The following is a 22437-nucleotide window of genomic DNA, read 5'->3' on the forward strand; positions in this document are numbered from 1 at the left end:
CGCGGATCATGCCTGAATATAAGAGATAAGGTTTCAGGTTTCAGGTTTCAGGTTTCAGGTTTCAGGTTTCAGGTTTCAGGTTTCAGGTTTCAGGTTTCAGGTTTCAGGTTTCAGGTTTCAGGTTTCAGGTTTCAGCAGAAGTTTAAAACGGGATTCGGCAACAAATGTAAAACAGGTTTTAGTAATCATCTAAAACCTGTTGTCTGAACGCTAAAATCTTCATTAACTAAATAAACGCTGTAACCAATTCTTATCTAAGTCATCTTCACACTTTTTAAGCTGCACACCATAATTACCCGTGCGCACTTTTACCTTTTGCGCAGTTTTCATTAACCATGCTTTGTTTTTATAAGTACCACGGCGGTAACCACCCCACCCTTCATGGTAGTTCAAATATTGGCCATAAGCGTCCCATTTAGACACCCCGTTAATCTTATGAGTGTTGTAAACAAACCACCCCATAAAATCGATTGCATCAGCAAAGTCATCTCGGTCTGCACCTCTGTTACCACTTTTAGTTACATAGTCATTCCATGTAGGTGTTTTGGCTTGAGAGTAACCATAAGCGGAACTGGCTCGTCCAGTTGGGATGAAACCAAGAAAATACTCCATCGGTGGTGCTGCATCGTGTTTAAACGAGCTTTCTTGGAACATCATACTCATTAATAAGTGCTTAGGTGCACCCCACTTTTCCTGCGCGTCTTTGGCATCAAAATACCAATCGCGATGCTCAAAGAAGATATCGCAAATATTATTTGGATTTTGTGGTGGTGGTGTAGCACATCCAACCAAAGTACCAGCTAAAACTAATGGCAGTATTTTTTTCATATTATTTTTTGAACTTTACTAGCAAAAACATATCTGACTTGTTAAGCAAAACACATTGTTTCATCCCTGAAAGCGAAACGCGGCCATCTAGCCGCGTTTTTTATTACTTAAAGTAATCATCTAAAAACGCAATAAAGCTTTTATCGTCACTTTCTTCTATTTCTTTTTGTTTCTTATGCGACTCAATTGCTTTAGCTAAGAACAGCGCTTCATCAAACACCTGGTAATTACTTGCCAGTGTTTTTAATTTATATTCATTCGCAAGCTTTAATGCATAATGACCATTATCTTCTTCGCTTTCTAATAGATTAGCTAAGAACTGACCAGAATATGTGAGTTCTGGGTGAGTAATTGCTCTGGCAAGCTTTGCAATAACATCACTATATTGCGTTGTCTCAAACGCGTCATCAAATAAGCTAGCAACTTTAGTAAGCTCAGTAAAGATTGATTCAGCCCATGAAGACAGTGTTTGTGCTTTACCTTTATTTGATAATTCAAGCCCAGCTAAGCGCCCTTGATTAACCACTAAATCTAAGTTTGCCTGTGTTTCAATTTGCTCTTGCCATGCTAAATCTGCTGATGGTTTGATTGCGCAATACAACAGGAACACATCTAAAAACAGAATCTGCTCTTTACTAATCCCCACTTTTGAAAATGGATTAACATCAAGTGCGCGCACCTCAATGTACTCTACACCGCCATCAGCAAGCGCCTCACTCGGAGTCTGTCCCGATTTAGCGTTTCGCTTTGGCCTGATTGGCGAGTAGAACTCATTCTCTATTTGTAAGATGTTTTGGTTTAGTTGTTTTGCTGGCTGACCTTTATAATCACCAAATTGTTGATACAAATCAGACGTCATAGAAATAGCTTGTTTAAAACCTTCAAGATATTCTTCTAGGCTATTGTACGTCACTCGCAAGCTTGATTGCGCACTATTAGTGTAACCTAAATCCCCTAAGCGGAGCGAGGTAGCATAAGGCAAGTAAAGCGTGCCCTTACCTAATGACTCGAATGGTAAATTGGTTTTGCGCCCCCCCAAAAACGAGCTACAGAGCGCAGGCGACGCGCCAAATAAATAACTAATAAGCCACAGTTCACGTTTAAAGTTCCGAATTAAACCAAAATACTTGTCTGATATATAGTCGCTTAATTGTGCCGTGCTCTCTTCAACTGTTTGCAACTTTTGCCAAAACTCAGTTGGGAAAGACAAATTGAAATGCACACCTGCAATCGCTTGCATCATGCTACCGTAGCGATTTTTTAATCCTTTACGATACAAGGTTTTCATTTGACCGATATTAGAGTTGCCGTAATCGGCTAGTCTGATTTCATCTTGGTCTTCAATAAAGCATGGCATGCTAAGCGGCCATAATTCTTCATCGTCGATATTAGAGAGCGTAAATTTATGAATATCTTCAAGTTGCGCAAGGGTTGTATCAATATCACTACACGCAGGCGTAATAAACTCTAATAATGATTCAGAGAAATCAGTAGTAATGTACGGATGCGTTAATGCACTACCAAGGGCACTTTGATGAGATGTTTGTGCCAAACGGTGTTTATTAATACGTAAACACTCTCTTTCAACACCGCGTTTGATACCTTTTAATGCACTTGTAGAACCTTGTTCAGATAAGGTGCTTAGTATCGAATCAATTGACGCTGTTTTCAAAAATTCAGTCCTCTCACAGCGAGTCCTTACTAAGGTTGTCGCTTTTTCAACATCTTATCAATGTATGGACAACATTGCGATACCTCAAGATGTAAGATCAAAATTAATCGTAACCAGATTTTAATGACAATAGTGCAACAATATTTACAAACACTAAAAGGACAATGAGATTAATAGCTTAGATAAAAGAAATCAGCCTAAAAGGCAGTAGCCTTGAACAAAAGCATAGGCTATAGTTAAAAGATAATTAGTTTAAGGAAAATTAGATTATGTACAGGTTTACTGTCATAACCCTACTATTTACTATAGTGATTTGTTTTGCTAATAAAGCAATCGCCAAACAATTAACCGTTTATAGTTGGGTAGATGAAAAAGGCGTAGCACATTTTTCATATGTAGAACCTCCTCAGAAAGAAGGAGTACGTTCTTTTGAGCTTAAGGATCATTCTTCTTTTGGTGCCGAAAAAAGAAAATTAGAAGTTGGACAAGAAAGTGTAACAGATGATGACACAGATCCCTTGATAAATCGCAAAAAAGAATACTGCGAGAATGCAAAACATAATTTAAGTGTTTTAGAAAACTATTCACAAGTTACACAAGTAGATGATAAAGGAAGAGAAATCATCATCTCAGGTGATGAAAAAGAGAAATATATAAAACAGGCTAAGCAACGCATTAAAGCATTTTGTAACTAATAAAAAACCACCCAATGGGTGGTTTTTTATATAAAGATTTATTACTTAGCGGTGATTACCATCTCGTTTTCCTTACAATCCACTATAAAACAATTGCCTGGTTTAAAGTCACCCGATAACAAGGTTTGTGCCAACGGGTTCTCAATCGTTTGCTGAATCGCGCGTTTAAGAGGGCGTGCTCCAAATACGGGGTCAAACCCTGCTTCTGCAATTTTATCAAGTGCGGCATCAGTTAGCTCAAGTTGATAACCATTATCAATTAACCGTTGTTCAAGACGCTGTAACTGAATTTGAGCAATATTTTTAATATGCGCTTGCGCAAGCGGATGGAATACAACCGTTTCATCAATACGATTTATAAATTCCGGTCTAAAGTGCTGTCCAATCACTGACATTAAGGTATTTTTAAGACCTACATAGTCATTATTACCTGCCTGCTCCTGAATAACATCTGAGCCTAGGTTAGAGGTCATGATAATTACAGTATTCTTGAAGTCGATTGTACGTCCTTGGCCATCCGTTAAACGGCCATCATCGAGTACTTGCAATAGAATGTTAAATACATCTGGGTGTGCTTTTTCAACCTCATCAAGTAATACTACCGAATAAGGTTTACGACGAACCGCTTCCGTTAAGTAGCCACCTTCTTCATAGCCAACATAGCCTGGAGGTGCACCAACAAGTCGAGCCACCGAGTGTTTTTCCATAAATTCAGACATATCAATGCGTACCATGGCTTCTTCAGTATCAAACATAAAGTTCGCAAGCGCCTTGGTTAACTCGGTTTTACCTACACCTGTTGGACCTAAGAATAAGAACGAGCCAATTGGACGATTTGGATCTGCCAAGCCTGCGCGCGAGCGTCGTATCGCATTTGAAACAGCAATCACAGCTTCATCTTGACCCACCACTTTCTCATGTAATTTGTCTTCCATTGAAAGCAGTTTATCGCGTTCACCTTGCAGCATTTTTGCCACCGGAATACCAGTCCAGCGGGAGAGAATTTCAGCGATTTCATTCTCACCTACTTTGTTAACTAACAAGCTCATATCTTGCATTTCAGCCTGCGAAGCTAAATCAAGTTTACGCTCAAGCTCAGGAATACGGCCGTACTGTAATTCACTCATGCGTTGTAAATCACCTGCACGTCTTGCAACTTCAAGGTCTAGTCGAGCTTGTTCAAGCTCAGTTTTGATTACTTGCGTACCTTGCAACGATGCTTTTTCAGCATTCCATACTTCATCCAGTTCATTGTATTGACTGTCGAGTAACTTTATCTGTGCTTGAATATCTGCCTGACGCGATTTAGAGGCTTCATCGGTTTCTTTAGCAAGGGCGTTATCTTCAAGCTTAAGTTGAATGATCTTACGCTCTAGACGATCCAACTCTTCTGGCTTTGAATCGATTTGCATACGAATGTTTGAGCCTGCTTCATCAATCAAATCAATGGCTTTATCAGGTAGTTGACGATCACTAATGTAACGATGTGAAAGTGTAGCTGCTGCAACAATTGCAGGATCAGTAATTTCTACACTGTGGTGAAGCTCATAACGCTCTTTTAGTCCGCGTAAAATGGCAATGGTGTCTTCCACACTTGGTTCTTCAACAAGTACTTTTTGGAAACGACGTTCAAGTGCGGCATCTTTTTCAATGTACTGACGATATTCATCAAGTGTTGTGGCGCCAACACAGTGAAGTTCACCACGAGCAAGTGCAGGCTTAAGCATATTACCTGCATCCATCGCACCGTCAGTTTTGCCCGCGCCAACCATAGTATGTATTTCATCAATAAATAGAATGATTTGCCCTTCTTCTTTAGCAAGTTCATTGAGTACAGACTTTAAACGCTCTTCAAATTCACCTCGGTATTTAGCACCTGCTACAAGTGCCCCCATATCGAGTGATAAAACACGTTTGCTTTTTAATCCTTCTGGTACTTCGCCATTTATAATACGCTGTGCTAAACCTTCAGCAATGGCGGTTTTACCTACCCCAGGCTCACCAATCAGTACTGGGTTATTTTTAGTGCGGCGCTGTAATACTTGAATGGTTCTGCGAATTTCTTCATCGCGACCAATTACAGGGTCAAGCTTGCCTAATTCTGCACGTTCAGTTAAATCAACTGTAAATTTTTCAAGAGCTTGACGTGTATCTTCTGCATTTGGACTATCTACTTTTTGGCCACCACGTATGGCACTAATAGCAGTTTCAATTTTATTTTGCGTTAGACCAAACTGCTTAAATAAAGCGCCAAGCGGGCCTTTATCTTCGCAAGCAACTAAAATAAAAATTTCACTCGAAATATAGGAATCTTTTCGCTTTTGCGCATGTTTATCACATAGGTTAAGTAAATTAGCCATGTTGTGTGATAACTGAACATCACCACCCACACCATCAACCTTGAATAACTTATCTATTTCGGCAGACACCTTAGTCATCATTTCGTCTGCGTTGACACCTGCTTGCGCTAGTAAGGCGCGAACACTTGAACCAGTTTGCGTTAACAAACTATACATTAAATGAACTGGCTCAATAAATTGATGATCGCGACCTAGTGCTAATGATTGTGCATCAGCAAGGGCAGCTTGAAATTTACTGGTAAATCGATCTAAACGCATGCTAAACACCCTTATGAAAATAACTTCTATTGTAGTTATAAATGGGTATGAATATTTTTAAGATCAAGTGAAAAGAATAAATACGCTTAATATATTTACACTAACATGATTATTTATTGTTCAATATAAATAACATGCGCATTGCGCCCTGTTTTACCATCTCGGCGATAGGAAAAAAATAAATCTTCTTGATTTACAGTGCAGTATTCTCCACCGCTAACCTTGGTTACATTATTTTTTGCAAGTACCAGCCGTGCCAACTGGTAAATGTCTGCCAAAAATTTATTAGGTTGATTAGCTACAGGTTCAAAACAACTATTTGCTTCAGTATGCTTGTTACTAAACGCATCACGCACTTCTCTGCCTACTTCAAATGCAGTTGGACCAATTGCGGCGCCAAGATGGACCATTAAATTTGTTGCTTTGAAACATGCCAAGGTGTTTTCAATAACACCATTTAATAACCCGCGCCAACCAGCATGCAAAACAGCTACTTCGTCTCCGAATTCAGAACAAATAAACACAGGTAAGCAATCAGCTGTCATTATTGCGAGTGGGGTATTCGTTTGCCGTGTATAAAGCGCATCCGCTTCTATTAACAGGTCTATTTCGCTTGTCGCATCAACAACAACGACCTTATTACTGTGAACTTGAGATAGCCAATAAGCAGGGGCCGGTAGTAACTTTGTTAATCGAGCCCTGTTTTCGATAACATCCTCAGGCTTATCTTCAACATGAAATGCTAAATTGAGAGAATTAAAAGGCGTTTTTGAAACGCCTCCATTGCGCGTGGTTGAAAAGGCAAAAACCTTTGCAGGTGCTTGCCAGTTTACCGCAAGTGTTTTCATTAATATCCGATGCTCGGATTTGCCTTAGTATCTTGACGCAGCGCTTCCGTTAACAGTTGCATATCTTCTGGAATGGGTGCCTGCCAACTCATCATCTCACCTGTAATTGGGTGTTCAAGTTCCAATTTAACTGCATGAAGTGCCTGGCGTTTAAAGTTACGTAGCACTTCAATAAATTCAGGCGATGCATTTTTAGGTGGGCGTGGTCTACCATGATAGAGCGGATCACCAATAAGCGCATGATTTAAATGCGCCATATGCACGCGGATTTGGTGCGTACGGCCGGTCTCTAAACGAAGGCGTAAACGCGTATGCGCTCTAAATTTTTCAGCAACACGATAATGTGTCACGGCTGGTTTACCAAACGGATTTACCGCCATATGGGTACGCTTTGTGTTGTGACGACCAATTGGCGCATCAACCATACCACCCGCAGTCATTGTGCCATTACAAATTGCTTCGTACTCACGCGTAAAATTACGTCTTGCTTGTAGGTTAGCAACTAAATGGGTTTGAGCAGGTACCGTTTTAGCAATCACCATCAAGCCTGTGGTATCTTTATCAAGACGGTGCACAATACCTGCACGCGGAACTGCATCTATGCCAGGATAATCGTGCAACAACGCATTCAACATGGTGCCATCTGGATTACCTGCGCCAGGGTGCACAACTAAACCTGCTGGTTTGTTAACAACCAGAATGTGTTCATCTTCGTACACTTTATCAAGATCAATCTTTTGCGCTTCAAAAACCACTTCTTTTTCAAGTTCAGCATTGATTTCGATGTGTTCGTAACCCATTAATTTTTCTCTTGGTACATTTCGTACCTCACCATCGACAGTTACCATATTGTCGAGGATCCAGTTTTTAATTCGCGAACGCGAATAATCTGGGAACATTTGCGCTAAAATTTGGTCTAGACGTTTACCGCCTAGTTCAATTGGTACTTCAGCTGTTAAAGTAATTTGCTCTGCCATTGTGCCGCTTAATTATGTAAAATCCAATGCAAGCTATTGCTTACTAGGTTAGAATCGCTAATATGCATAGTTTACTCGGTTTTGCTGACTGAGCCTAGGGTGGAATCCCAAACAAGATAATAAAAAGGTGTATTTTAATGACAAACGTAGTTGGGAAGCGTTCGCTTAGTAAACGTTCTATTGCAATGATTTTTGCAATCTCAGTGTTATCAGCATGCTCTTCTGCACCAGATGAAGAAGAAATTCAAAGAGTTCCGAATAAATCAGCACAAGCCCTTTATCAAGACGCTAAAGAGACGCTTGATTCAGGTTTATATGTACGTGCAGTTGAATTATTAAGTGCAATTGACTCTCGCTACCCATTTGGTCCTTTATCTAAGCAAGTTCAAATGGATTTAGTGTACGCGTATTATCAATCTAATAATACCGAACAAGCGACTGCAACAATTGACCGTTTCATTAAGCTAAACCCGAATCATAAAGATTTAGACTACATGTACTACATGCGCGGTTTAGTAAATATCAAAGCGCATGAAAATGCGTTCCAAGAGTATTTTGGCATCGACCGCGCTGATCGTGACACAAAACGCACACGCATTGCCTATGAAGACTTCGCAACATTGGTAAAAAACTACCCGGACAGTAAATATACTGATGAAGCAAAAAAACGCATGGCGTGGCTTTTAAACAAAATGGCACGTTATGAAATTAAAGTTGCGAATTACTATTATGAGCGAGAAGCATATCTAGCAGCAGCTAACCGCTGCAAATACGTGGTAGAGCATTTTTCAAAGAGCAGTTACACAAAGCAAGCGCTTGAATTAATGGTTAAAAGCTATGATAAGCTCGGATTGAGCGAGTTAAAAAGTAATGCGCAAGCAGTGCTTGATGCAAATAAGTAAGTACGATACTCATATAAAAAAGGGGCTATTAAGCCCCTTTTCACTTTTGAATGCTTTAAAGAAATATTAAATCGCCGCCTCGTCTTCTTCTTGTGTACGAATACGTATAACGCGTTCTACTTCTGAAACAAAAATCTTACCGTCACCAATTTTACCCGTTTGCGCTGTTTCAACGATTACATCAATAGCCCGATCAACATCTTCATCCGCTAATACAATATCAAGTTTAACTTTTGGTAAAAAATCGACCATGTATTCAGCTCCGCGATAAAGCTCTGTGTGCCCTTTTTGGCGACCAAAGCCTTTTACTTCACATACCGTCATCCCAGTAATGCCTATTTCTGAAAGCGCTTCACGAACATCATCAAGTTTGAAGGGCTTAATGATTGCTTCTATTTTTTTCATCGAACCATTTCCAATTTGCTAATTATCACCATTCTATCTCGTTAACTCATCAATTCAAGGTATTTACTTATAGACAAAAGGGTGAATATTTAAATCGATATAAATAAGTGTTCTAAACGTATTATGCGCATTACTAGCTTGAGATTATGAAAAGCGTATAATAATCAAAGGAGGTACAGATTATGAAACATGTACAAAAAGGTGTTACCTTGCTGGAGGTAATGATTGCAGTTGCCATTCTTGGTATTGTTTCAGCAATAGCGTTACCTAGTTTAGGGCCTATGCTTGAAGCTGATCGTGCTGACAGCTTTATTGATGAATTTAGCAGAACCATTAAGTATGCTCGTGCAAAAGCTACCACAACTGATGAATATGTCGTAGTGTGCCCTATTGCTTCACCTCAAACTGGTGGTGCTTGCTCTGCCGATTGGAAAAACAACCCTATTGTCGCATTTGTGGATAAGGGGCAAGATCTCAGCTTTAATACAACCAATGATATGCTTATCAGAGTTATGTCACTTCCTGGTTCAAATGATAAGGTCAGCCAAAATAAAGGCAATACTGCTATTACAATAGATGGGCAAGGTAGAGTCAACCAAGAGCACCAATTTGTAATTTGTCCCAATGGCAAAAACGAAAATACATCTGCACTGCAGGTCAGTGTTTCAGGAAATACTTGGAAATTAGGTAGTAATGTTCTTACTTGCGGAACTGTTTAAATAAACTAAGCTAACTATTACAATTTAGCTTTTAGAGGCTTCACGGATGAAGCACACAATGTATGGTTATACACTCGTCGAAGTTGTAATTTCAACCCTTCTAATAGGCATACTATCCAGTATTACGCTGCCTAACTTGTCTCGCTTTTTAGCTCAAAACCGTCTTGATAATTCAATGTCACATGTTTTGAAATCTCTCCACGTTGCGAGAGGCTATGCTGTTTCACATTCGACAAATATTACAGTTTGCCCTTTAATCTCAGGAAGTTGCACTAAAGATTGGCAAAACAACATTTATATTTTTGAAGACAGAAACAGCAATCTATCCCTTGATGAAAGCGAGTATATAATTAAAGTTGTTGAAAAAGTTCATGATCGCGATGAATTCAGCTACCCTCGCACAGCAATCACATATAGAGCGGATGGTTCAATTAATTTTATGCAATCGGGCAGCTTTATCTATTGTAATAATAGGTACCCAGATCTTACGGGTAATCAAATAACAGTTAGCCAAGTTGGCAGAGTGCGAATTAAAGATTCTGATAAGTGTGAAAAACCGAGTTTGTAGATCCACAGTATCAAAATCACAGTGTTGCTTAATCCAAAAACACAACATATACAACTGAGCACATTAACTAAAAAAAAGCGCATAACGCGCTTTTTTTCATTTTAAATTCAATTTACCTATTCCAACATGTGTTATTACCACCTGACCCAGTCGCTGTCTTTTGACCTAGCTCATCAATCTTGAAACTAGCACATTCAGAATCTTTCGTAGCAGGATAATCTATTGGACTAGCCGTAACTGAAAAAGTACTGCCGTCAGAAGTCAATGTAAGGGAAAATAGCCCTGTATCACTTGTGCTCTGAACTCCCAAATCACCCAAGGCTGATGTATATCGATGATTATCTGCATAAAATTGCTCTTGTCGATTAGCAATATCAAGTAATGAAGACATCGCCTCTGCCCGAGAGCCTTTATACAAGTAAGCAACATATGACGGGTATGCAATTGCCGTTAAAATGCCAATAATCGCCACAACTATCATCATCTCAATTAACGTAAAACCTAACAACTTTTTCATTTTTAATTAACCTTATTCGTTGTTTCGCGGTACATATAGCTACGGTGAGTTTTGAAGCCAACAAAATTACCCGTTAACTTTATAGAACAGTTACTTCCGTTATCATCACACACCAACTCAGGCACCGCACTGTCATTGATTGATTTCGCTTTGATAATACCTGAGTTATTTTCACCGGCCCCAATACCAATTAATAAAAATTGAGACTTTTGCTTACTATCTTCAGAGTAAACAAGTTCCGGCGTCGGTGGAATACTATCTCCAGTTCGAGTGTAAGCATTTTCATAAATGTTTACCGCATAATGCAAGTGGAATGCATATAAACGCCCTTCACCGCCCGTTAAAGAACATGTTGAATTTCCACTTGCACCAGCAATAAATGTTGGGAAGTAGGCAACCCCACCAATGATAGCAGGCTTAGCAAGCGCTTTTTCACCACTTCCTGTGAGTGAATACTTCCAGCCCTTGTACTGGGCATATTGAGATTCTTTTTCAATAAACTTCTCAGGATCAGAAGTTAAACTACCAAATGTATTAGGATCGATTTGCATTAGCTCTGAGGTAGTAATGCTTTTTGGGGCATTTGTTTTATATGACTTTGTAATAACATTAACATCTCTAATCATATAAAGACTATCATTACTAGACGTGTTTAATGGGTTCGTTCTATCACCGCTTCCTACAACAACCGCTTCAAAAGGTACTGTTACACGTGTTGCCTTTACAACTTCTCCATCAAGCTTAAAAGTTGTCACCTTGCTATAGAAAGTTCTGGCAACCTCTGGTTGATAAAAGAAGTTTCCTGAAAGACTTGCAAATTCAAAAGCTGACCAATCCGCCGTATTAGTGCCAGCCAAATCGATTCGCCAAATTTTACCACCGGTATCTGCAGCATAAAGCCTATCCGTATAGCCATCATAATCAGAGTCTAACGTTGCAATTTGTCCCGTAATACCATTTTGGCCTGCAAATGAAGTATCATTTGTACTCCATACATAGTTACCAGTTGCCGCATCGACTAAATAAACTCCAGCTCCCACTGTGTTAGCTGCGCCATCCTCAAATTGTTTTTTATCGTATCCACCACCAAAAACAAGCAATGGTTTTTCTGCATAAGACGGGTGATTAACATACACGACTTTAGGTTGTGACCACGTTTGCCCTAAGCCAGTATAATCTGCGGCTCCCTTTTTCCATAAAAGTGAAGGGGAGTTAGGATTAGAAATATCAAAAGCATAGTAAGAACTACCTCCGCGACGCATCCCGAAAAACGCCCAAGCATCTTCCCCTGAATTGACTATTCCATCACCGTTTTTATCATCATGATAAATTGTCGGAGTTAAATCCATACCATAAACTTTACCAACTCCGTTTTGTTTAAGGCTTGATTGGATAGAAAAAAGTTCAGATGGAATAAAAGCCCACTTTTCTTTAGCCTGTGTTTCGCTAGTATCTTCAAAAAAGTGAACAAAACCTGAATTAGTGCCAAAAATTAAATGAGTTTTATCGCCTTCGCTTGTTTCATATGTAATTGCCGCGGGCTTTGAGTGCAGTGCATCACCTAAGATGTGATCTCTGACAATAGCATTATTGTCTCCATCATAACCATTTATGCCCCGCATCCATTCAATCATTTTCTTAGCTTGCTCAGTATCCGAAATGGATAATGCAGTTTGTACTGCACCAACTACAGCACTATCCGTAGTAACAAGTTTATTCTCACCAATATCCGTAAGAATGATTCGTGAATCAGGATGAGCTATATTCTCTTCTAGACCACCAACAGCGACATTGCTGCCATCGGCTCCTGGAGTAACACCATCCTTCGCAGAAAAGTCACGCCAAAAAGTTTTTGCCTCATCTTTAATACCACCATTATTATCAATCGCATTTTGAGCGCTTTGATCCACCACGCTTTGACCACTGATCTTTAATTTTTTAATATTCCCATTCCACTTTGAAAAACCGGATGGTGAGAAAAGTGAATAATAAACAAACTCTTTGGTACGAGTATTATCGCTTTGACTCGCTGCAACTGATGGTGAAGTAAAGTTCCCCACTCGATCTAAAATATCATTAATAGTCGCATTCAGTGACGATGCTAATTTACTTGCATCTGTTGCATCTTGATATTTACCTTTGCCATAAGCATCAGATGCCATATTTTCAAGCATTTTAATCGACTCTGGTTTCATACCATTACCAAAACCAATGGTATAGGTGTACACAAAATTATCCTCCGGAGTACTTGGATACATATCGTTATTAGCCATGTATTTTGCAAGTTCAGGTAACAAAGTCTCAGTACTTGAGTAAGATGTGTTCGTTAATGATTGGATTAAGCTTGTGGCATCTGTTCCACTTGTTGGATCACCATCTGTCATAAAAATAACATATGCATTATTTTCACAGCGAAGTTTTCCATCTGCAGACCGTCTAAATGGCGAGTCATAACTACTGCCATCATCAATCGAAGTATCACGGTCACTAAAATCATACGCTTCATACAGGCTACCGTCACTTAAATAACGATATATTTCGAAAGCACTATCCATTAAAGGTGTTGACCCCGAAGCTGGCAGATTATTTACGATAGATTTTAATTTGGTTTTATCTGTTTCAGCACCAATACCTAACACAATATAGCCTGATTGACCACCACCAAATCTAGCAAGACCAAACTCTACATCGTCGGTTGAGTCAATAAGACTATTAACCGCTTCTTGTGCTACTTGCATCCGACTTTTTGGGCAATCAATGACTTTATAGCCATCATTTCTTTCATAACACTTTCCATCCATACTTCGACTAGGCGGTGTTAATGCACAGTGAAATGAGCTGTATCGAGTTGAACAACCACTTACTTGACAATCACTATAGCGGTATCTTTTATAGTAACAAGTTCTACCGGTAACCGAAGACCATTGCATACTACCAGAAGTATCAAACATCAGCATGACCCGGGCTTTTTCTTTTTCATTGAGCAATGATTGAACATAAATTTCGATATCTTCAGCAAACACTTTTGGGCTCAAAGAACACAATAGAAGAAAGCTACTCATTACAGCCAAAAGTTTCATTTTAATGTGCGTTGTCATATTAAAGGCCTCCAATCATTTCTTGGGTAATACCAGTATTTAATGTCATGGTGTGTTTATTGCCTTTTCCATAACCTTTTGATGTGGTTAATTTTAAATAATTGCATTTCATATTTGGTGTCGGTGCAAATCGTGGTGGGCAGTCTAACAAGTCTGTCACTGGACTAGTGTTATCATTCACCATAATAATCTTGGAGCCTGAGGACGCGATGGTGATTGTTTTAGTCGACGGGTAAGCGCTTTTTTTGATTAAGAACTGGTTCTTTTCTTTTTTAGCAAGCTCGTCTTTGATCGCTTTTTCAGTATCGCCTCGTGTTGTGGCTTCAGTGCGGTATGTTTCCTGTGCCGCGTTTACCATTTTACTGTCTAGTGCACTTCCACTCATCACGCTCACGGCAATACCAGACACCATTAAAATCATCAGCATTGCCGCCACTAACACAATACCTTTTTGTTTATTTAGATTGTCCATTGATCACTCCCAACATTCACCAAGCGTACTGTTGACGTTAACAGTTTACGACGAAAGCCATCATTAAAGGTCAATTCCCTTTTCTGATCTCCTTCACCACCTAAAACAAATGTTTGGCTTTGTGGCGGGTTACTTCTATCATCTTCAAGCGTTCTTACTAGTAAGAAGATTTGCACACTCGATACAACAGCACTTTGCTGGTCCCAATCGTTTGCAGCCATTTGAGCTGTTGTTTTATAGGTATCTACTCGTGAATCACCATTAGTATCTAAACCAAAGATAAGTCTAATATTTTCTACGCCTTCCATTATAGTTTCAGAGCGCATTGCCCCATTTGTTAAGCGCATTCTTCTTAGTGTTGGTACAGCAACACTTTTCCCATTTAGGGTATAAGTTTGATTTTGCACAAAGTAAACATTGTGCGCATATTCCCAAACCTTGGCGTTACCACCAGGGTTGATAACTGCGCCTGTGCCTCCCATAAATCTGGCCGTTTGTGGTGTGGCAATAAAATAAGTATTTGACGCTGTTGTTATACCTGTTATCTCTTGGCCTAACACTCGTTTAATTTGTAAAATATCACTGCCTTGTTGCGGGCCACTGACACAATTTAATTCAGTGCCAGCTTTGGCCTCTTTTGCATAAAGCACTTTGAACGCGTCATTAGCAGCTACTCCCGCTTGTGGAAAGGAGCGATTATTTGTCCCTTCAAAACAATCATTCGCTGGGTTGCTTGGACTTGCATCAGTTAAAACGGATGCACTTGGTATGGATACAAAGTTCCCCCAAAATCCGGCTAACTCAATATCGCGCTTTAACACATCCATAGCTAATCGGCCTGATTCTTGTAATTCTCCGATATCCATAGTGTCAGAAGTCGTAATTTTCATACCTAAATAAGTAAACATCACACCAGCTAAAATAAAAGCTCCGACAAACAATGAAATCATTAATTCCAACATGGTAAAGCCATGTTGTTTAAATTGATTAAAACCTTTCATTATGCTGACCTCATAAATACATAGCTGTCTAACACAACTGTTCTACGGTTTGAAACCGTGCCACATTTAATATCTTTGTTGGTTGTTTCAGTTAGCTTTTGTCGTCCTTGCCATGCAACAACCACACGCAGGTTGACACCATCACCATCCGCAGTCGGTGTAATACACACTGTCCCATTTGCCAAAGAACCTGTATTGTCAGCTACGCGCAGAGCTTTTTGCCATTGAAAAAGATCATATTCTGCAATCCCTGCTGAGCTACAGCGGGTATTTAAACAATCTTTTTCTTCAGGGGTATCTAGATAACTAAATGTTTTAGTGTAATTTGCAACAAGCCCGGCTGTATCATTCGCGCGAATACGTTCAACAATATCATTGGCAAGCGCCAATGCGGCACTGCGCTGATTTGCGTCATAACTGGCTTGCTTTGCACCCGTCTGCAACGCAACCGTACCTAACAAACCAACTGTTAATACGATAAATGCCACAAGCACTTCAATTAGAGTAAACCCTTGATACTTGGCTTTGACTTTTATAGGAGAAAAAAATGAATTTGCTGTTCGCACTTTTCATCCGCCCTTAAACTGAAATTTTTCTAGTTTAATAGTCGCTGATCAAATAACGAAACTCAATTTACCAGTTATTAACGGTCTGATTTTCCGATAAACGGTATTTATTTCTGCAGAAGTTGCTTAAGATTAGGCCACTCTCGACGGCTCACTTCAATTTTGTCATCTAAATCAAGTAGCCTTAGCCAATGTTTATTGGTGTCGTGACCAATCTCATAGAGGTAGCTACTGTTTACTATGGTATTGCGATGTGCTCTCACAAAAAAAAGTGCGTAGTCATTTAAAAGCTTTTTAAGAGACCCTTCAATTAAAAAGCTGCGTGACGGTGTAATTACTCTAAGGTATTTATCTTCTGATTTTATTAATCTGATATCGGAAATTAATATCTGTTTGTGTAAACCATTTTCTAAATAATCCAATGCTTCTTGCTGTTTTAGCGCTGTGTGGGCTCTATGGGTCATTTGTAATCCTGACAACGCTTTTGCAAGAGACTCTTCATCAATAGGCTTAACCAAGTACCCCTGAGGTAAAACTGTAAATGCTGGCAACGCTTTATCTGTGTACGCTGTAATAAAAATGATTGCAGGAGGTGGATCAATCTCTTTTAGTTTTTTCGCAAGTTCTATACCCGATATCCCAGGCATTTCAATATCTAAAAGCACTAAGTCTGGCATAATATCACTGCAAACATTAAGCGCTTCATTTGCATTACCAGCTAAAGGTAAAATAGAAAAATCAGGGCGCAGTTTTTGTAATAACCTCGAGATTCTTGCTCTGGCTAGCGGCTCATCATCAACAATTAAAACATTCATAGCTATCTCGGGATCACTAATTTAGTTCGAAAGCGCTCACCTTGAATAAAATGCGTAAGTTTAGCGCGCTGACCAAAATACATATGTAAGCGTTCTTTAATGTTCTCTACTGCAATGCCGTTTGAAGGACGAGATTTTGATGCATCTTGCAAATAAGGGTTATCAACAATAAGTGAAATGGAACTGTTACTGACCAATAACTTGATTGACACAGTAGAAGAACTTTGATTTGGTTCCACACCATGACAAATCGCATTTTCTAATAATGGCTGAATAGTCAATGCGGGCACATTCAATTCAGGCAGCAGCTCTGGTAATTGCCAGTCAATGGTCAATCTATCACCAAAGCGCCAAGATTCTACCAACATATATTGCTGCGCTAATAAAATCTCTTTAGCTAGCGGAATAGCTTCATCACAATGCATTGCTGCACGCGATAAATCAGCCAGCGCTAAGATCGTTTTCTCCGCATCTTCGGCATTATGATAAACAAGTTCCGCCGCCATATTTAAACTGTTAAATAAGAAGTGTGGCCTTATTCTAGCTTGCAGCGAGCTTAGCTGCGCTTGTGTGGCAATTTGCTCTGAGTACCCACGTTCTGCATGCATAACGCTGAATTGCGCATAAAGTACTGCAATATTAAAAGCGATAAGTAAGTTTCTACTCAAAAATTCAAACAGTGTAATATTGTCCAGTATTTCCAGAGAAAAAACCAAGTAACTGGTGGCTAAAGTAAAACCACAGATGACTAAAATCAACACCATTAGTTGTTGCTGATAGCTGGCTTTACGCAATTGCGTTTTTAAAAGGTAAATCGAACTAAGGCTTGCTAGTGAAACAAAGTGGATAAACAAACTCACAGGAGCGAGTGTAAGCCAAGGATCCGTATGAAGTAATGGTGAAAAGGTTAAAATAATTGCCAACAGCTGGCCAACAATAATTACTGCCAACAGTGCTCTATCATTAAGTAAGCTTGCTAATAAATCACCTTTAATCTGACTCATTGAAATCATTAGCAAGCCTTATAATTATCTTAATTCAGCAGGTACCGCAAAAATGATATTTTCTTCTTCGCCTGGGTTTTCTATGGCTTCCGTACCACCCCACGCTTTTAGTTGATCTACCACTTGTTGTACTAATACCTCTGGTGCAGATGCCCCAGCAGTGACACCAACCGTACTAATACCTGAGAACCAGCTTTGCTCCATAACAGATGCATCATCAATTAAGTACGCAGAAGTACCCACTTTTACGCTCAATTCACGTAAACGGTTTGAATTAGAGCTGTTTTTAGCCCCAACTACTAACACTAAGTCAGCTTTATCGGCTAAATCACGCACTGCATCTTGACGATTTTGTGTTGCATAACAAATATCATCTTTGCGTGGACCATGAATATTCGGGAACTTCGCACGCAGCGCATCAATCACATCGGCAGTATCATCCACCGACAGCGTTGTTTGGCTGCAATAAAACAGGTTACCTGGATCTTTTACCGATAAAGTCGCAACATCATCCGGTGTTTCCACCAAATAAATACCGCCCTCATCATTATCGTACTGACCCATTGTGCCTTCCACTTCAGGATGACCATGGTGCCCAATTAACACGCATTCAGTACCTTTACGACTCGCGCGCGTTACTTCCATATGCACTTTAGTAACCAGTGGGCAAGTTGCATCAAATACTTTTAGCTCGCGACGTTTGGCTTCTTGTCTTACTGCTTGCGATACACCATGCGCACTAAAAATAACAATATTGTCATCAGGTACTTGGTGAAGTTCTTCAACAAAAATGGCGCCGCGATCTTTTAAACGATTTACCACATATTTGTTGTGTACCACTTCATGGCGTACATAAATCGGTGGCTTAAACAAATCAAGCGCGCGTTCAACTATGCTGATTGCTCTATCAACACCAGCACAAAAGCCACGTGGGTTTGCCAATAAAATTTTCATTAGTTTCGCACTTCTAAAATTTCAACTTCAAACTCAACGTGTTGACCCGCTAATGGGTGATTAAAGTCAACTGTAACAGAATCACCTGCTACTTCGCGAATTAAACCCGGTAAGTCGGTGCCATCCGGTTGTGTAAACGCAATAATTGCACCTACTTCAGCAGGTGTATCTGCACCAAATTTAGTGCGGTCAACATAATAAATATTATCTGGGTTTGGCATACCAAACGCATCTTCAGGTGCTAGCTTAAAGCTTTTTTCGTCACCTGCTGATAAACCAAGCAAACACTTTTCAAAGTTTGCCGTTAAGCTACCATCACCCATTACAAGTTTAGCTGGTTTGTTGTGCACTTTGGTTGAGTCTGCAGCCGAACCATCTTCTAACTTAATCGAAAAGTGGAAAATAACTTCTGAGTTCTCACTAATCTTTAAATCTGTCATTTATCGCTCTCTTTTTGCTCAAAAAACGCATCAAGTAACAGCAAAGCTGCGCCAATACTGATTGCTACATCAGCGATATTAAACACAGGGAAATCATATTGCTGATAATATACATGAAGAAAATCTATTACGTATCCATGTACTAAGCGATCAATCAAATTACCAATTGCACCTGCCAAAACTAATGCATACGCACTACACAGTAATTTATTAGTTGCTGGTAATTTCTTTAACCAATAAATCAGCAGCACACTGATAGTCACTGCAATCGTACTAAAAAAGTACTTTTGCCAGCCACCTGCTTCACTTAAAAAGCTAAATGCCGCACCATAATTGTGTACATAAGTGAAATTGAAAACGGGCAAAATATCAATTGTTTGGTAGAGCGACATTTCTGTACTTACTACCCATTTAGATATTTGGTCAAGTGCCAGCAAAAAGATGCTGAGCACTAACCAAATAAGACCACTACGTCCTTTTAACACGCCTATCCCCTAAGCAAATTGACGAACTTCACCTTCGCCATCTACGTTAGTTACACAGCGGCCACAAATATCTTTGTGTTCTTCATAAGTGCCTACATCATCACAGTAATGCCAACAACGCTCGCATTTTTCAGCCGACGTTGCTGCAACAGCAATAAATAGACCTTCAATATCACTTGCCACAGCATCTGCTGGACGATTTTCTTTGCTTTCAACAACCGCTTTAGATGTTAATAATACAAAGCGTAGTTCATCACCTAGCGCAGCTAATTGCTCTTCCAGTGATTTACCTACATAAAGTGTTACTTCCGCTTGTAGCGTCGCACCAATCTTTTCTTCTTTACGTGCAGTTTCAAGAACTTTGTTCACTTCTGCACGTACTTCAAGTAGCTGCTGCCAGAAGTTGTTATCAAGCTTCGCTGAATCAGCTTTAACTAAACCTTGGTACCACTCACCTGTAAACACAAACTCATCGCGTTTGCCAGGTAGCACTTGCCAAATTTCTTGTGCTGTAAAGCTCATAATTGGCGCCATCCAACGAGTCATTGCTTCAGCGATATGATAAAGCGCTGTTTGACATGAACGACGTGCAACACTGTCAGCTTTTGCTGTGTACTGACGATCTTTGATCACATCTAAATAGAATGAACCTAATTCAACAGTACAGAAGTTCATTAGTTTTTGCGTAACTACCAGCATTTGATATTCGTCATATGCTGCAATTAGCTCGTCTTGTAATACCGCTGCACGATCTAAAATCCAACGATCAAGTGCAACCATATCATCTGCTGCAACCATATCAGTTTCTGGATTGAAACCGTTTAAGTTTGCTAATAGGTAACGTGCAGTATTACGAATACGACGGTAACGATCTGCTGAACGTTTAAAGATTTCATCAGAAACCGTCATTTCAGCGGTGTAATCCGTTGATGCAACCCATAAACGTAAGATATCAGCACCCATCTTGTTCATAATGTCTTGTGGTGAGATAACATTACCAAGCGACTTCGACATCTTGCGACCATTTTGGTCAACGGTAAAGCCGTGAGTAAGCACTTGCTTATAAGGTGCATGACCGTTAATCGCAACTGATGTCATCATTGACGACATAAACCAACCACGGTGTTGGTCAGAACCCTCAAGGTATAAATCAGCAGGGCCCGTTAAATCTTCACGTGCATCAACTACACATGCGTGCGTCACACCTGAGTCAAACCAAACGTCTAGCGTGTCTTGTACTTTAACGTATTGCTCTGCATCGGCTGCACTTAAAAGTTCTGTTGTTTCTAGGTCATACCACGCTTGAATGCCCTTTTCTTCCACTTTAGCAGCAACTTGTTCGATTAATTCAGCAGTATTTGGGTGTAAGCTACCCGTATCTTTATCAACAAATAGTGCAATTGGAACCCCCCAAGTACGCTGACGCGAAATACACCAATCAGGGCGGCCTTCAACCATGTTCGCAATACGGCTTTCGCCCCACTCTGGTAACCACTGAGTCTTTTTAATTTCGTTTAATGAATCTTGACGTAAATTTGCCTGATCCATGCTAACAAACCACTGTGGTGTTGCACGGAAAATGATTGGCGTTTTGTGGCGCCAACAATGTGGGTAACTGTGATTAAGTGCATGATGGTGCATTAACGCACCTTTTTCAGTTAATACGTCAATTACGCTAGTATTCGCTTTAAATACGTGTTGGCCTGCAAATAGCTCGGTATCAGGTAAGTAAACACCATTTGCACCCACTGGGTTTGCAACTTCTAAATTGTACTGCTGACCAACCACAAAGTCTTCTTGACCGTGACCTGGTGCTGTATGCACTGCACCTGTACCAGAATCAGTTGTTACGTGCTCACCTAAAATCACAGGTACTGTGAAATCATAGAATGGGTGATTAGTTTGCAGTAATTCAAGGTCAGAACCTTGGCAATAACCAAGTGCATGGAACTTATCAACGCCGTAACGATCCATTGCATCTTTTACAAGATCAGATGCTAATACTAAACGTTGTTTGCCTTGCTCTGTTTCAACTTGTACTAAGCTGTATTCAAGACCAGCATGTACTGCAACAGCACGGTTAGCTGGAAGCGTCCATGGTGTTGTTGTCCAGATAACAATGCTGATATCGCCTTCACCTTCATGACCATCTGCTAAATTAAATTTAGAGATAAGTGCTGCTTCATCAACAAAAGTAAACTTAACGTCAATTGCAGGTGATTGCTTATCTTGGTATTCAACTTCTGCTTCAGCAAGTGCCGAACCACAATCAGTACACCAATGAACAGGCTTAGAACCTTTGTGTAGGTGCCCATTTTTAATGATGCGACCAAGCACGCGTATTGCGTTTGCTTCGAAATCGAAGTTCATTGTTAAGTATGGCTTATCCCAATCGCCAAACACACCTAAGCGTTTAAAGTCAGCCTTTTGACCTTCAACTTGCTTTTTCGCGTATTCACGACATTTTTCGCGGAATTCTGCAACAGATACTTTTTTACCAGGCTTGCCTACTTTCTTTTCTACTTGTAACTCGATTGGTAAACCATGGCAGTCCCAACCCGGCACATATGGCGCATCAAAGCCAGATAGCGTCTTAGACTTAATAATAATGTCTTTAAGAATTTTATTTACAGAGTGACCTAAGTGAATATCCCCATTTGCGTACGGAGGGCCGTCGTGCAAAATGAATGATTTCTTGCCTTTTTTAGCGGTGCGAATTTGACCATATAAGTCTTTCTCGTACCAAGATTTAAGCATTTGTGGTTCGCGTTGTGCTAAGTTACCACGCATTGGAAACTCAGTTTCCGGCAAATTTAAGGTATGTTTGTAGTCGCTCATTTAATTCTACTTTCC

21 protein-coding genes are annotated in these 22437 nt (G+C 39.9%); 4 read left to right on the top strand and 17 right to left on the bottom strand.

Annotated elements, in window-relative coordinates; all coding sequences use genetic code 11:
* Positions 1 to 222: 222 nt before the first annotated feature.
* The gene (locus ABYD77_RS02925; RefSeq protein ID WP_372766845.1) at positions 223 to 828 is read right to left on the bottom strand and encodes a hypothetical protein; all 606 of its coding nucleotides are present in this window, start codon (positions 826 to 828) and stop codon (positions 223 to 225) included.
* Between the two features lie 103 nt (positions 829 to 931).
* A complete protein-coding gene (gene gshA, locus ABYD77_RS02930) occupies positions 932 to 2500 on the bottom strand; it encodes a glutamate--cysteine ligase (RefSeq protein WP_372766847.1) in 1569 nt (522 codons plus the stop codon).
* A 269-nt stretch (positions 2501 to 2769) separates the two neighbouring features.
* Between gshA and ABYD77_RS02935 the strand changes: the two genes are divergently transcribed.
* Entirely contained in the window at positions 2770 to 3195 is a 426-nt protein-coding gene (locus tag ABYD77_RS02935; protein ID WP_372766849.1) for a DUF4124 domain-containing protein, read from the top strand.
* A 41-nt stretch (positions 3196 to 3236) separates the two neighbouring features.
* On the opposite strand, the gene clpB is transcribed toward ABYD77_RS02935, so the two are convergent.
* The 3 genes from clpB to rluD all read right to left on the bottom strand — a co-directional run bounded on the left by clpB (position 3237) and on the right by rluD (position 7638).
* On the bottom strand, positions 3237 to 5813 hold the full coding sequence (clpB, locus tag ABYD77_RS02940) for an ATP-dependent chaperone ClpB (RefSeq protein ID WP_372766851.1): 2577 nt from the start codon (positions 5811 to 5813) through the stop codon (positions 3237 to 3239).
* Positions 5814 to 5926: 113 nt separating this feature from the next.
* Positions 5927 to 6661 (bottom strand): peptidoglycan editing factor PgeF, encoded by a 735-nt coding sequence (gene pgeF / locus ABYD77_RS02945; RefSeq protein ID WP_372766853.1) that lies wholly within the window; start codon positions 6659 to 6661, stop codon positions 5927 to 5929.
* Positions 6661 to 7638, bottom strand: coding sequence for a 23S rRNA pseudouridine(1911/1915/1917) synthase RluD (gene rluD / locus ABYD77_RS02950; RefSeq protein ID WP_372766855.1), 978 nt, complete (start codon positions 7636 to 7638; stop codon positions 6661 to 6663). The genes pgeF and rluD overlap by 1 nt, the downstream gene beginning before the upstream one ends.
* 137 nt (positions 7639 to 7775) lie before the next feature.
* Between rluD and ABYD77_RS02955 the strand changes: the two genes are divergently transcribed.
* The gene (locus ABYD77_RS02955) at positions 7776 to 8540 is read left to right on the top strand and encodes an outer membrane protein assembly factor BamD (RefSeq protein WP_372766857.1); all 765 of its coding nucleotides are present in this window, start codon (positions 7776 to 7778) and stop codon (positions 8538 to 8540) included.
* A gap of 66 nt (positions 8541 to 8606) precedes the next feature.
* Here the strand turns inward: ABYD77_RS02955 and ABYD77_RS02960 are convergent, their stop codons facing one another.
* Positions 8607 to 8945 (bottom strand): P-II family nitrogen regulator, encoded by a 339-nt coding sequence (locus tag ABYD77_RS02960; RefSeq protein WP_038640527.1) that lies wholly within the window; start codon positions 8943 to 8945, stop codon positions 8607 to 8609.
* 182 nt (positions 8946 to 9127) lie between these two features.
* Here ABYD77_RS02960 and ABYD77_RS02965 point away from each other — a divergent pair, with 182 nt between their 5' ends.
* Together ABYD77_RS02965 and ABYD77_RS02970 are read left to right on the top strand one after the other, a co-directional pair.
* Positions 9128 to 9664, top strand: coding sequence for a GspH/FimT family pseudopilin (locus tag ABYD77_RS02965; RefSeq protein ID WP_372766859.1), 537 nt, complete (start codon positions 9128 to 9130; stop codon positions 9662 to 9664).
* 46 nt (positions 9665 to 9710) lie between these two features.
* A complete protein-coding gene (locus ABYD77_RS02970) occupies positions 9711 to 10232 on the top strand; it encodes a GspH/FimT family pseudopilin (protein ID WP_372766860.1) in 522 nt (173 codons plus the stop codon).
* Positions 10233 to 10344: 112 nt separating this feature from the next.
* Here the strand turns inward: ABYD77_RS02970 and ABYD77_RS02975 are convergent, their stop codons facing one another.
* The 11 genes from ABYD77_RS02975 to ileS form a co-directional block, all read right to left on the bottom strand.
* On the bottom strand, positions 10345 to 10749 hold the full coding sequence (locus ABYD77_RS02975; protein WP_372766862.1) for a type IV pilin protein: 405 nt from the start codon (positions 10747 to 10749) through the stop codon (positions 10345 to 10347).
* A 2-nt stretch (positions 10750 to 10751) separates the two neighbouring features.
* Complete coding sequence (locus ABYD77_RS02980; protein ID WP_372766864.1) at positions 10752 to 13847, bottom strand: pilus assembly protein; 3096 nt, start codon at positions 13845 to 13847, stop codon at positions 10752 to 10754.
* A 1-nt stretch (position 13848) separates the two neighbouring features.
* Complete coding sequence (locus ABYD77_RS02985) at positions 13849 to 14319, bottom strand: hypothetical protein (RefSeq protein ID WP_372766866.1); 471 nt, start codon at positions 14317 to 14319, stop codon at positions 13849 to 13851.
* Positions 14307 to 15320, bottom strand: a complete 1014-nt coding sequence (locus ABYD77_RS02990) for a PilW family protein (RefSeq protein ID WP_372766868.1) — start codon at positions 15318 to 15320, stop codon at positions 14307 to 14309. Before ABYD77_RS02990 ends, ABYD77_RS02985 begins: the two co-directional genes overlap by 13 nt.
* A complete protein-coding gene (gene pilV / locus ABYD77_RS02995; protein ID WP_372766870.1) occupies positions 15320 to 15886 on the bottom strand; it encodes a type IV pilus modification protein PilV in 567 nt (188 codons plus the stop codon). Before pilV ends, ABYD77_RS02990 begins: the two co-directional genes overlap by 1 nt.
* 107 nt (positions 15887 to 15993) lie before the next feature.
* Positions 15994 to 16701, bottom strand: a complete 708-nt coding sequence (locus ABYD77_RS03000) for a LytR/AlgR family response regulator transcription factor (protein WP_372766872.1) — start codon at positions 16699 to 16701, stop codon at positions 15994 to 15996.
* 2 nt (positions 16702 to 16703) lie between these two features.
* Positions 16704 to 17705 carry a sensor histidine kinase gene (locus ABYD77_RS03005; protein WP_372766874.1) on the bottom strand — a complete coding sequence of 334 codons (1002 nt, stop codon included), beginning with the start codon at positions 17703 to 17705 and terminating at the stop codon, positions 16704 to 16706.
* Positions 17706 to 17729: 24 nt separating this feature from the next.
* On the bottom strand, positions 17730 to 18659 hold the full coding sequence (ispH, locus tag ABYD77_RS03010; RefSeq protein WP_372766876.1) for a 4-hydroxy-3-methylbut-2-enyl diphosphate reductase: 930 nt from the start codon (positions 18657 to 18659) through the stop codon (positions 17730 to 17732).
* Positions 18659 to 19099: an FKBP-type peptidyl-prolyl cis-trans isomerase gene (fkpB, locus tag ABYD77_RS03015; RefSeq protein WP_274763586.1), complete on the bottom strand. Its 441-nt coding sequence runs from the start codon at positions 19097 to 19099 to the stop codon at positions 18659 to 18661. The genes ispH and fkpB overlap by 1 nt, the downstream gene beginning before the upstream one ends.
* Positions 19096 to 19584, bottom strand: a complete 489-nt coding sequence (lspA, locus tag ABYD77_RS03020) for a signal peptidase II (RefSeq protein ID WP_372766878.1) — start codon at positions 19582 to 19584, stop codon at positions 19096 to 19098. The genes fkpB and lspA overlap by 4 nt, the downstream gene beginning before the upstream one ends.
* Positions 19585 to 19593: 9 nt before the next feature.
* The gene (ileS, locus tag ABYD77_RS03025) at positions 19594 to 22422 is read right to left on the bottom strand and encodes an isoleucine--tRNA ligase (protein WP_372766880.1); all 2829 of its coding nucleotides are present in this window, start codon (positions 22420 to 22422) and stop codon (positions 19594 to 19596) included.
* Between the last annotated feature and the right edge of the window lie 15 nt (positions 22423 to 22437).

The sequence above is a fragment of the Pseudoalteromonas sp. genome, from assembly GCF_041629635.1.
Lineage (GTDB): Bacteria > Pseudomonadota > Gammaproteobacteria > Enterobacterales > Alteromonadaceae > Pseudoalteromonas.

Bases quoted from the DNA above. Each gene is read 5' to 3' on its own strand.
- fkpB (WP_274763586.1), bottom strand. From the start codon at position 19,099: ATGACAGATTTAAAGATTAGTGAGAACTCAGAAGTTATTTTCCACTTT.
- ispH (WP_372766876.1), bottom strand. From the start codon at position 18,659: ATGAAAATTTTATTGGCAAACCCACGTGGCTTTTGTGCTGGTGTTGAT.
- rluD (WP_372766855.1), bottom strand. From the start codon at position 7,638: ATGGCAGAGCAAATTACTTTAACAGCTGAAGTACCAATTGAACTAGGC.
- ABYD77_RS02925 (WP_372766845.1), bottom strand. From the start codon at position 828: ATGAAAAAAATACTGCCATTAGTTTTAGCTGGTACTTTGGTTGGATGT.
- ABYD77_RS02975 (WP_372766862.1), bottom strand. From the start codon at position 10,749: ATGAAAAAGTTGTTAGGTTTTACGTTAATTGAGATGATGATAGTTGTG.
- clpB (WP_372766851.1), bottom strand. From the start codon at position 5,813: ATGCGTTTAGATCGATTTACCAGTAAATTTCAAGCTGCCCTTGCTGAT.
- ABYD77_RS03000 (WP_372766872.1), bottom strand. From the start codon at position 16,701: ATGAATGTTTTAATTGTTGATGATGAGCCGCTAGCCAGAGCAAGAATC.
- ABYD77_RS02935 (WP_372766849.1), top strand. From the start codon at position 2,770: ATGTACAGGTTTACTGTCATAACCCTACTATTTACTATAGTGATTTGT.
- ABYD77_RS02965 (WP_372766859.1), top strand. From the start codon at position 9,128: ATGAAACATGTACAAAAAGGTGTTACCTTGCTGGAGGTAATGATTGCA.
- ABYD77_RS02985 (WP_372766866.1), bottom strand. From the start codon at position 14,319: ATGGACAATCTAAATAAACAAAAAGGTATTGTGTTAGTGGCGGCAATG.
- ABYD77_RS02990 (WP_372766868.1), bottom strand. From the start codon at position 15,320: ATGAAAGGTTTTAATCAATTTAAACAACATGGCTTTACCATGTTGGAA.
- ABYD77_RS02955 (WP_372766857.1), top strand. From the start codon at position 7,776: ATGACAAACGTAGTTGGGAAGCGTTCGCTTAGTAAACGTTCTATTGCA.
- ABYD77_RS03005 (WP_372766874.1), bottom strand. From the start codon at position 17,705: ATGAGTCAGATTAAAGGTGATTTATTAGCAAGCTTACTTAATGATAGA.
- ileS (WP_372766880.1), bottom strand. From the start codon at position 22,422: ATGAGCGACTACAAACATACCTTAAATTTGCCGGAAACTGAGTTTCCA.
- ABYD77_RS02960 (WP_038640527.1), bottom strand. From the start codon at position 8,945: ATGAAAAAAATAGAAGCAATCATTAAGCCCTTCAAACTTGATGATGTT.
- ABYD77_RS02970 (WP_372766860.1), top strand. From the start codon at position 9,711: ATGAAGCACACAATGTATGGTTATACACTCGTCGAAGTTGTAATTTCA.
- ABYD77_RS02980 (WP_372766864.1), bottom strand. From the start codon at position 13,847: ATGACAACGCACATTAAAATGAAACTTTTGGCTGTAATGAGTAGCTTT.
- pgeF (WP_372766853.1), bottom strand. From the start codon at position 6,661: ATGAAAACACTTGCGGTAAACTGGCAAGCACCTGCAAAGGTTTTTGCC.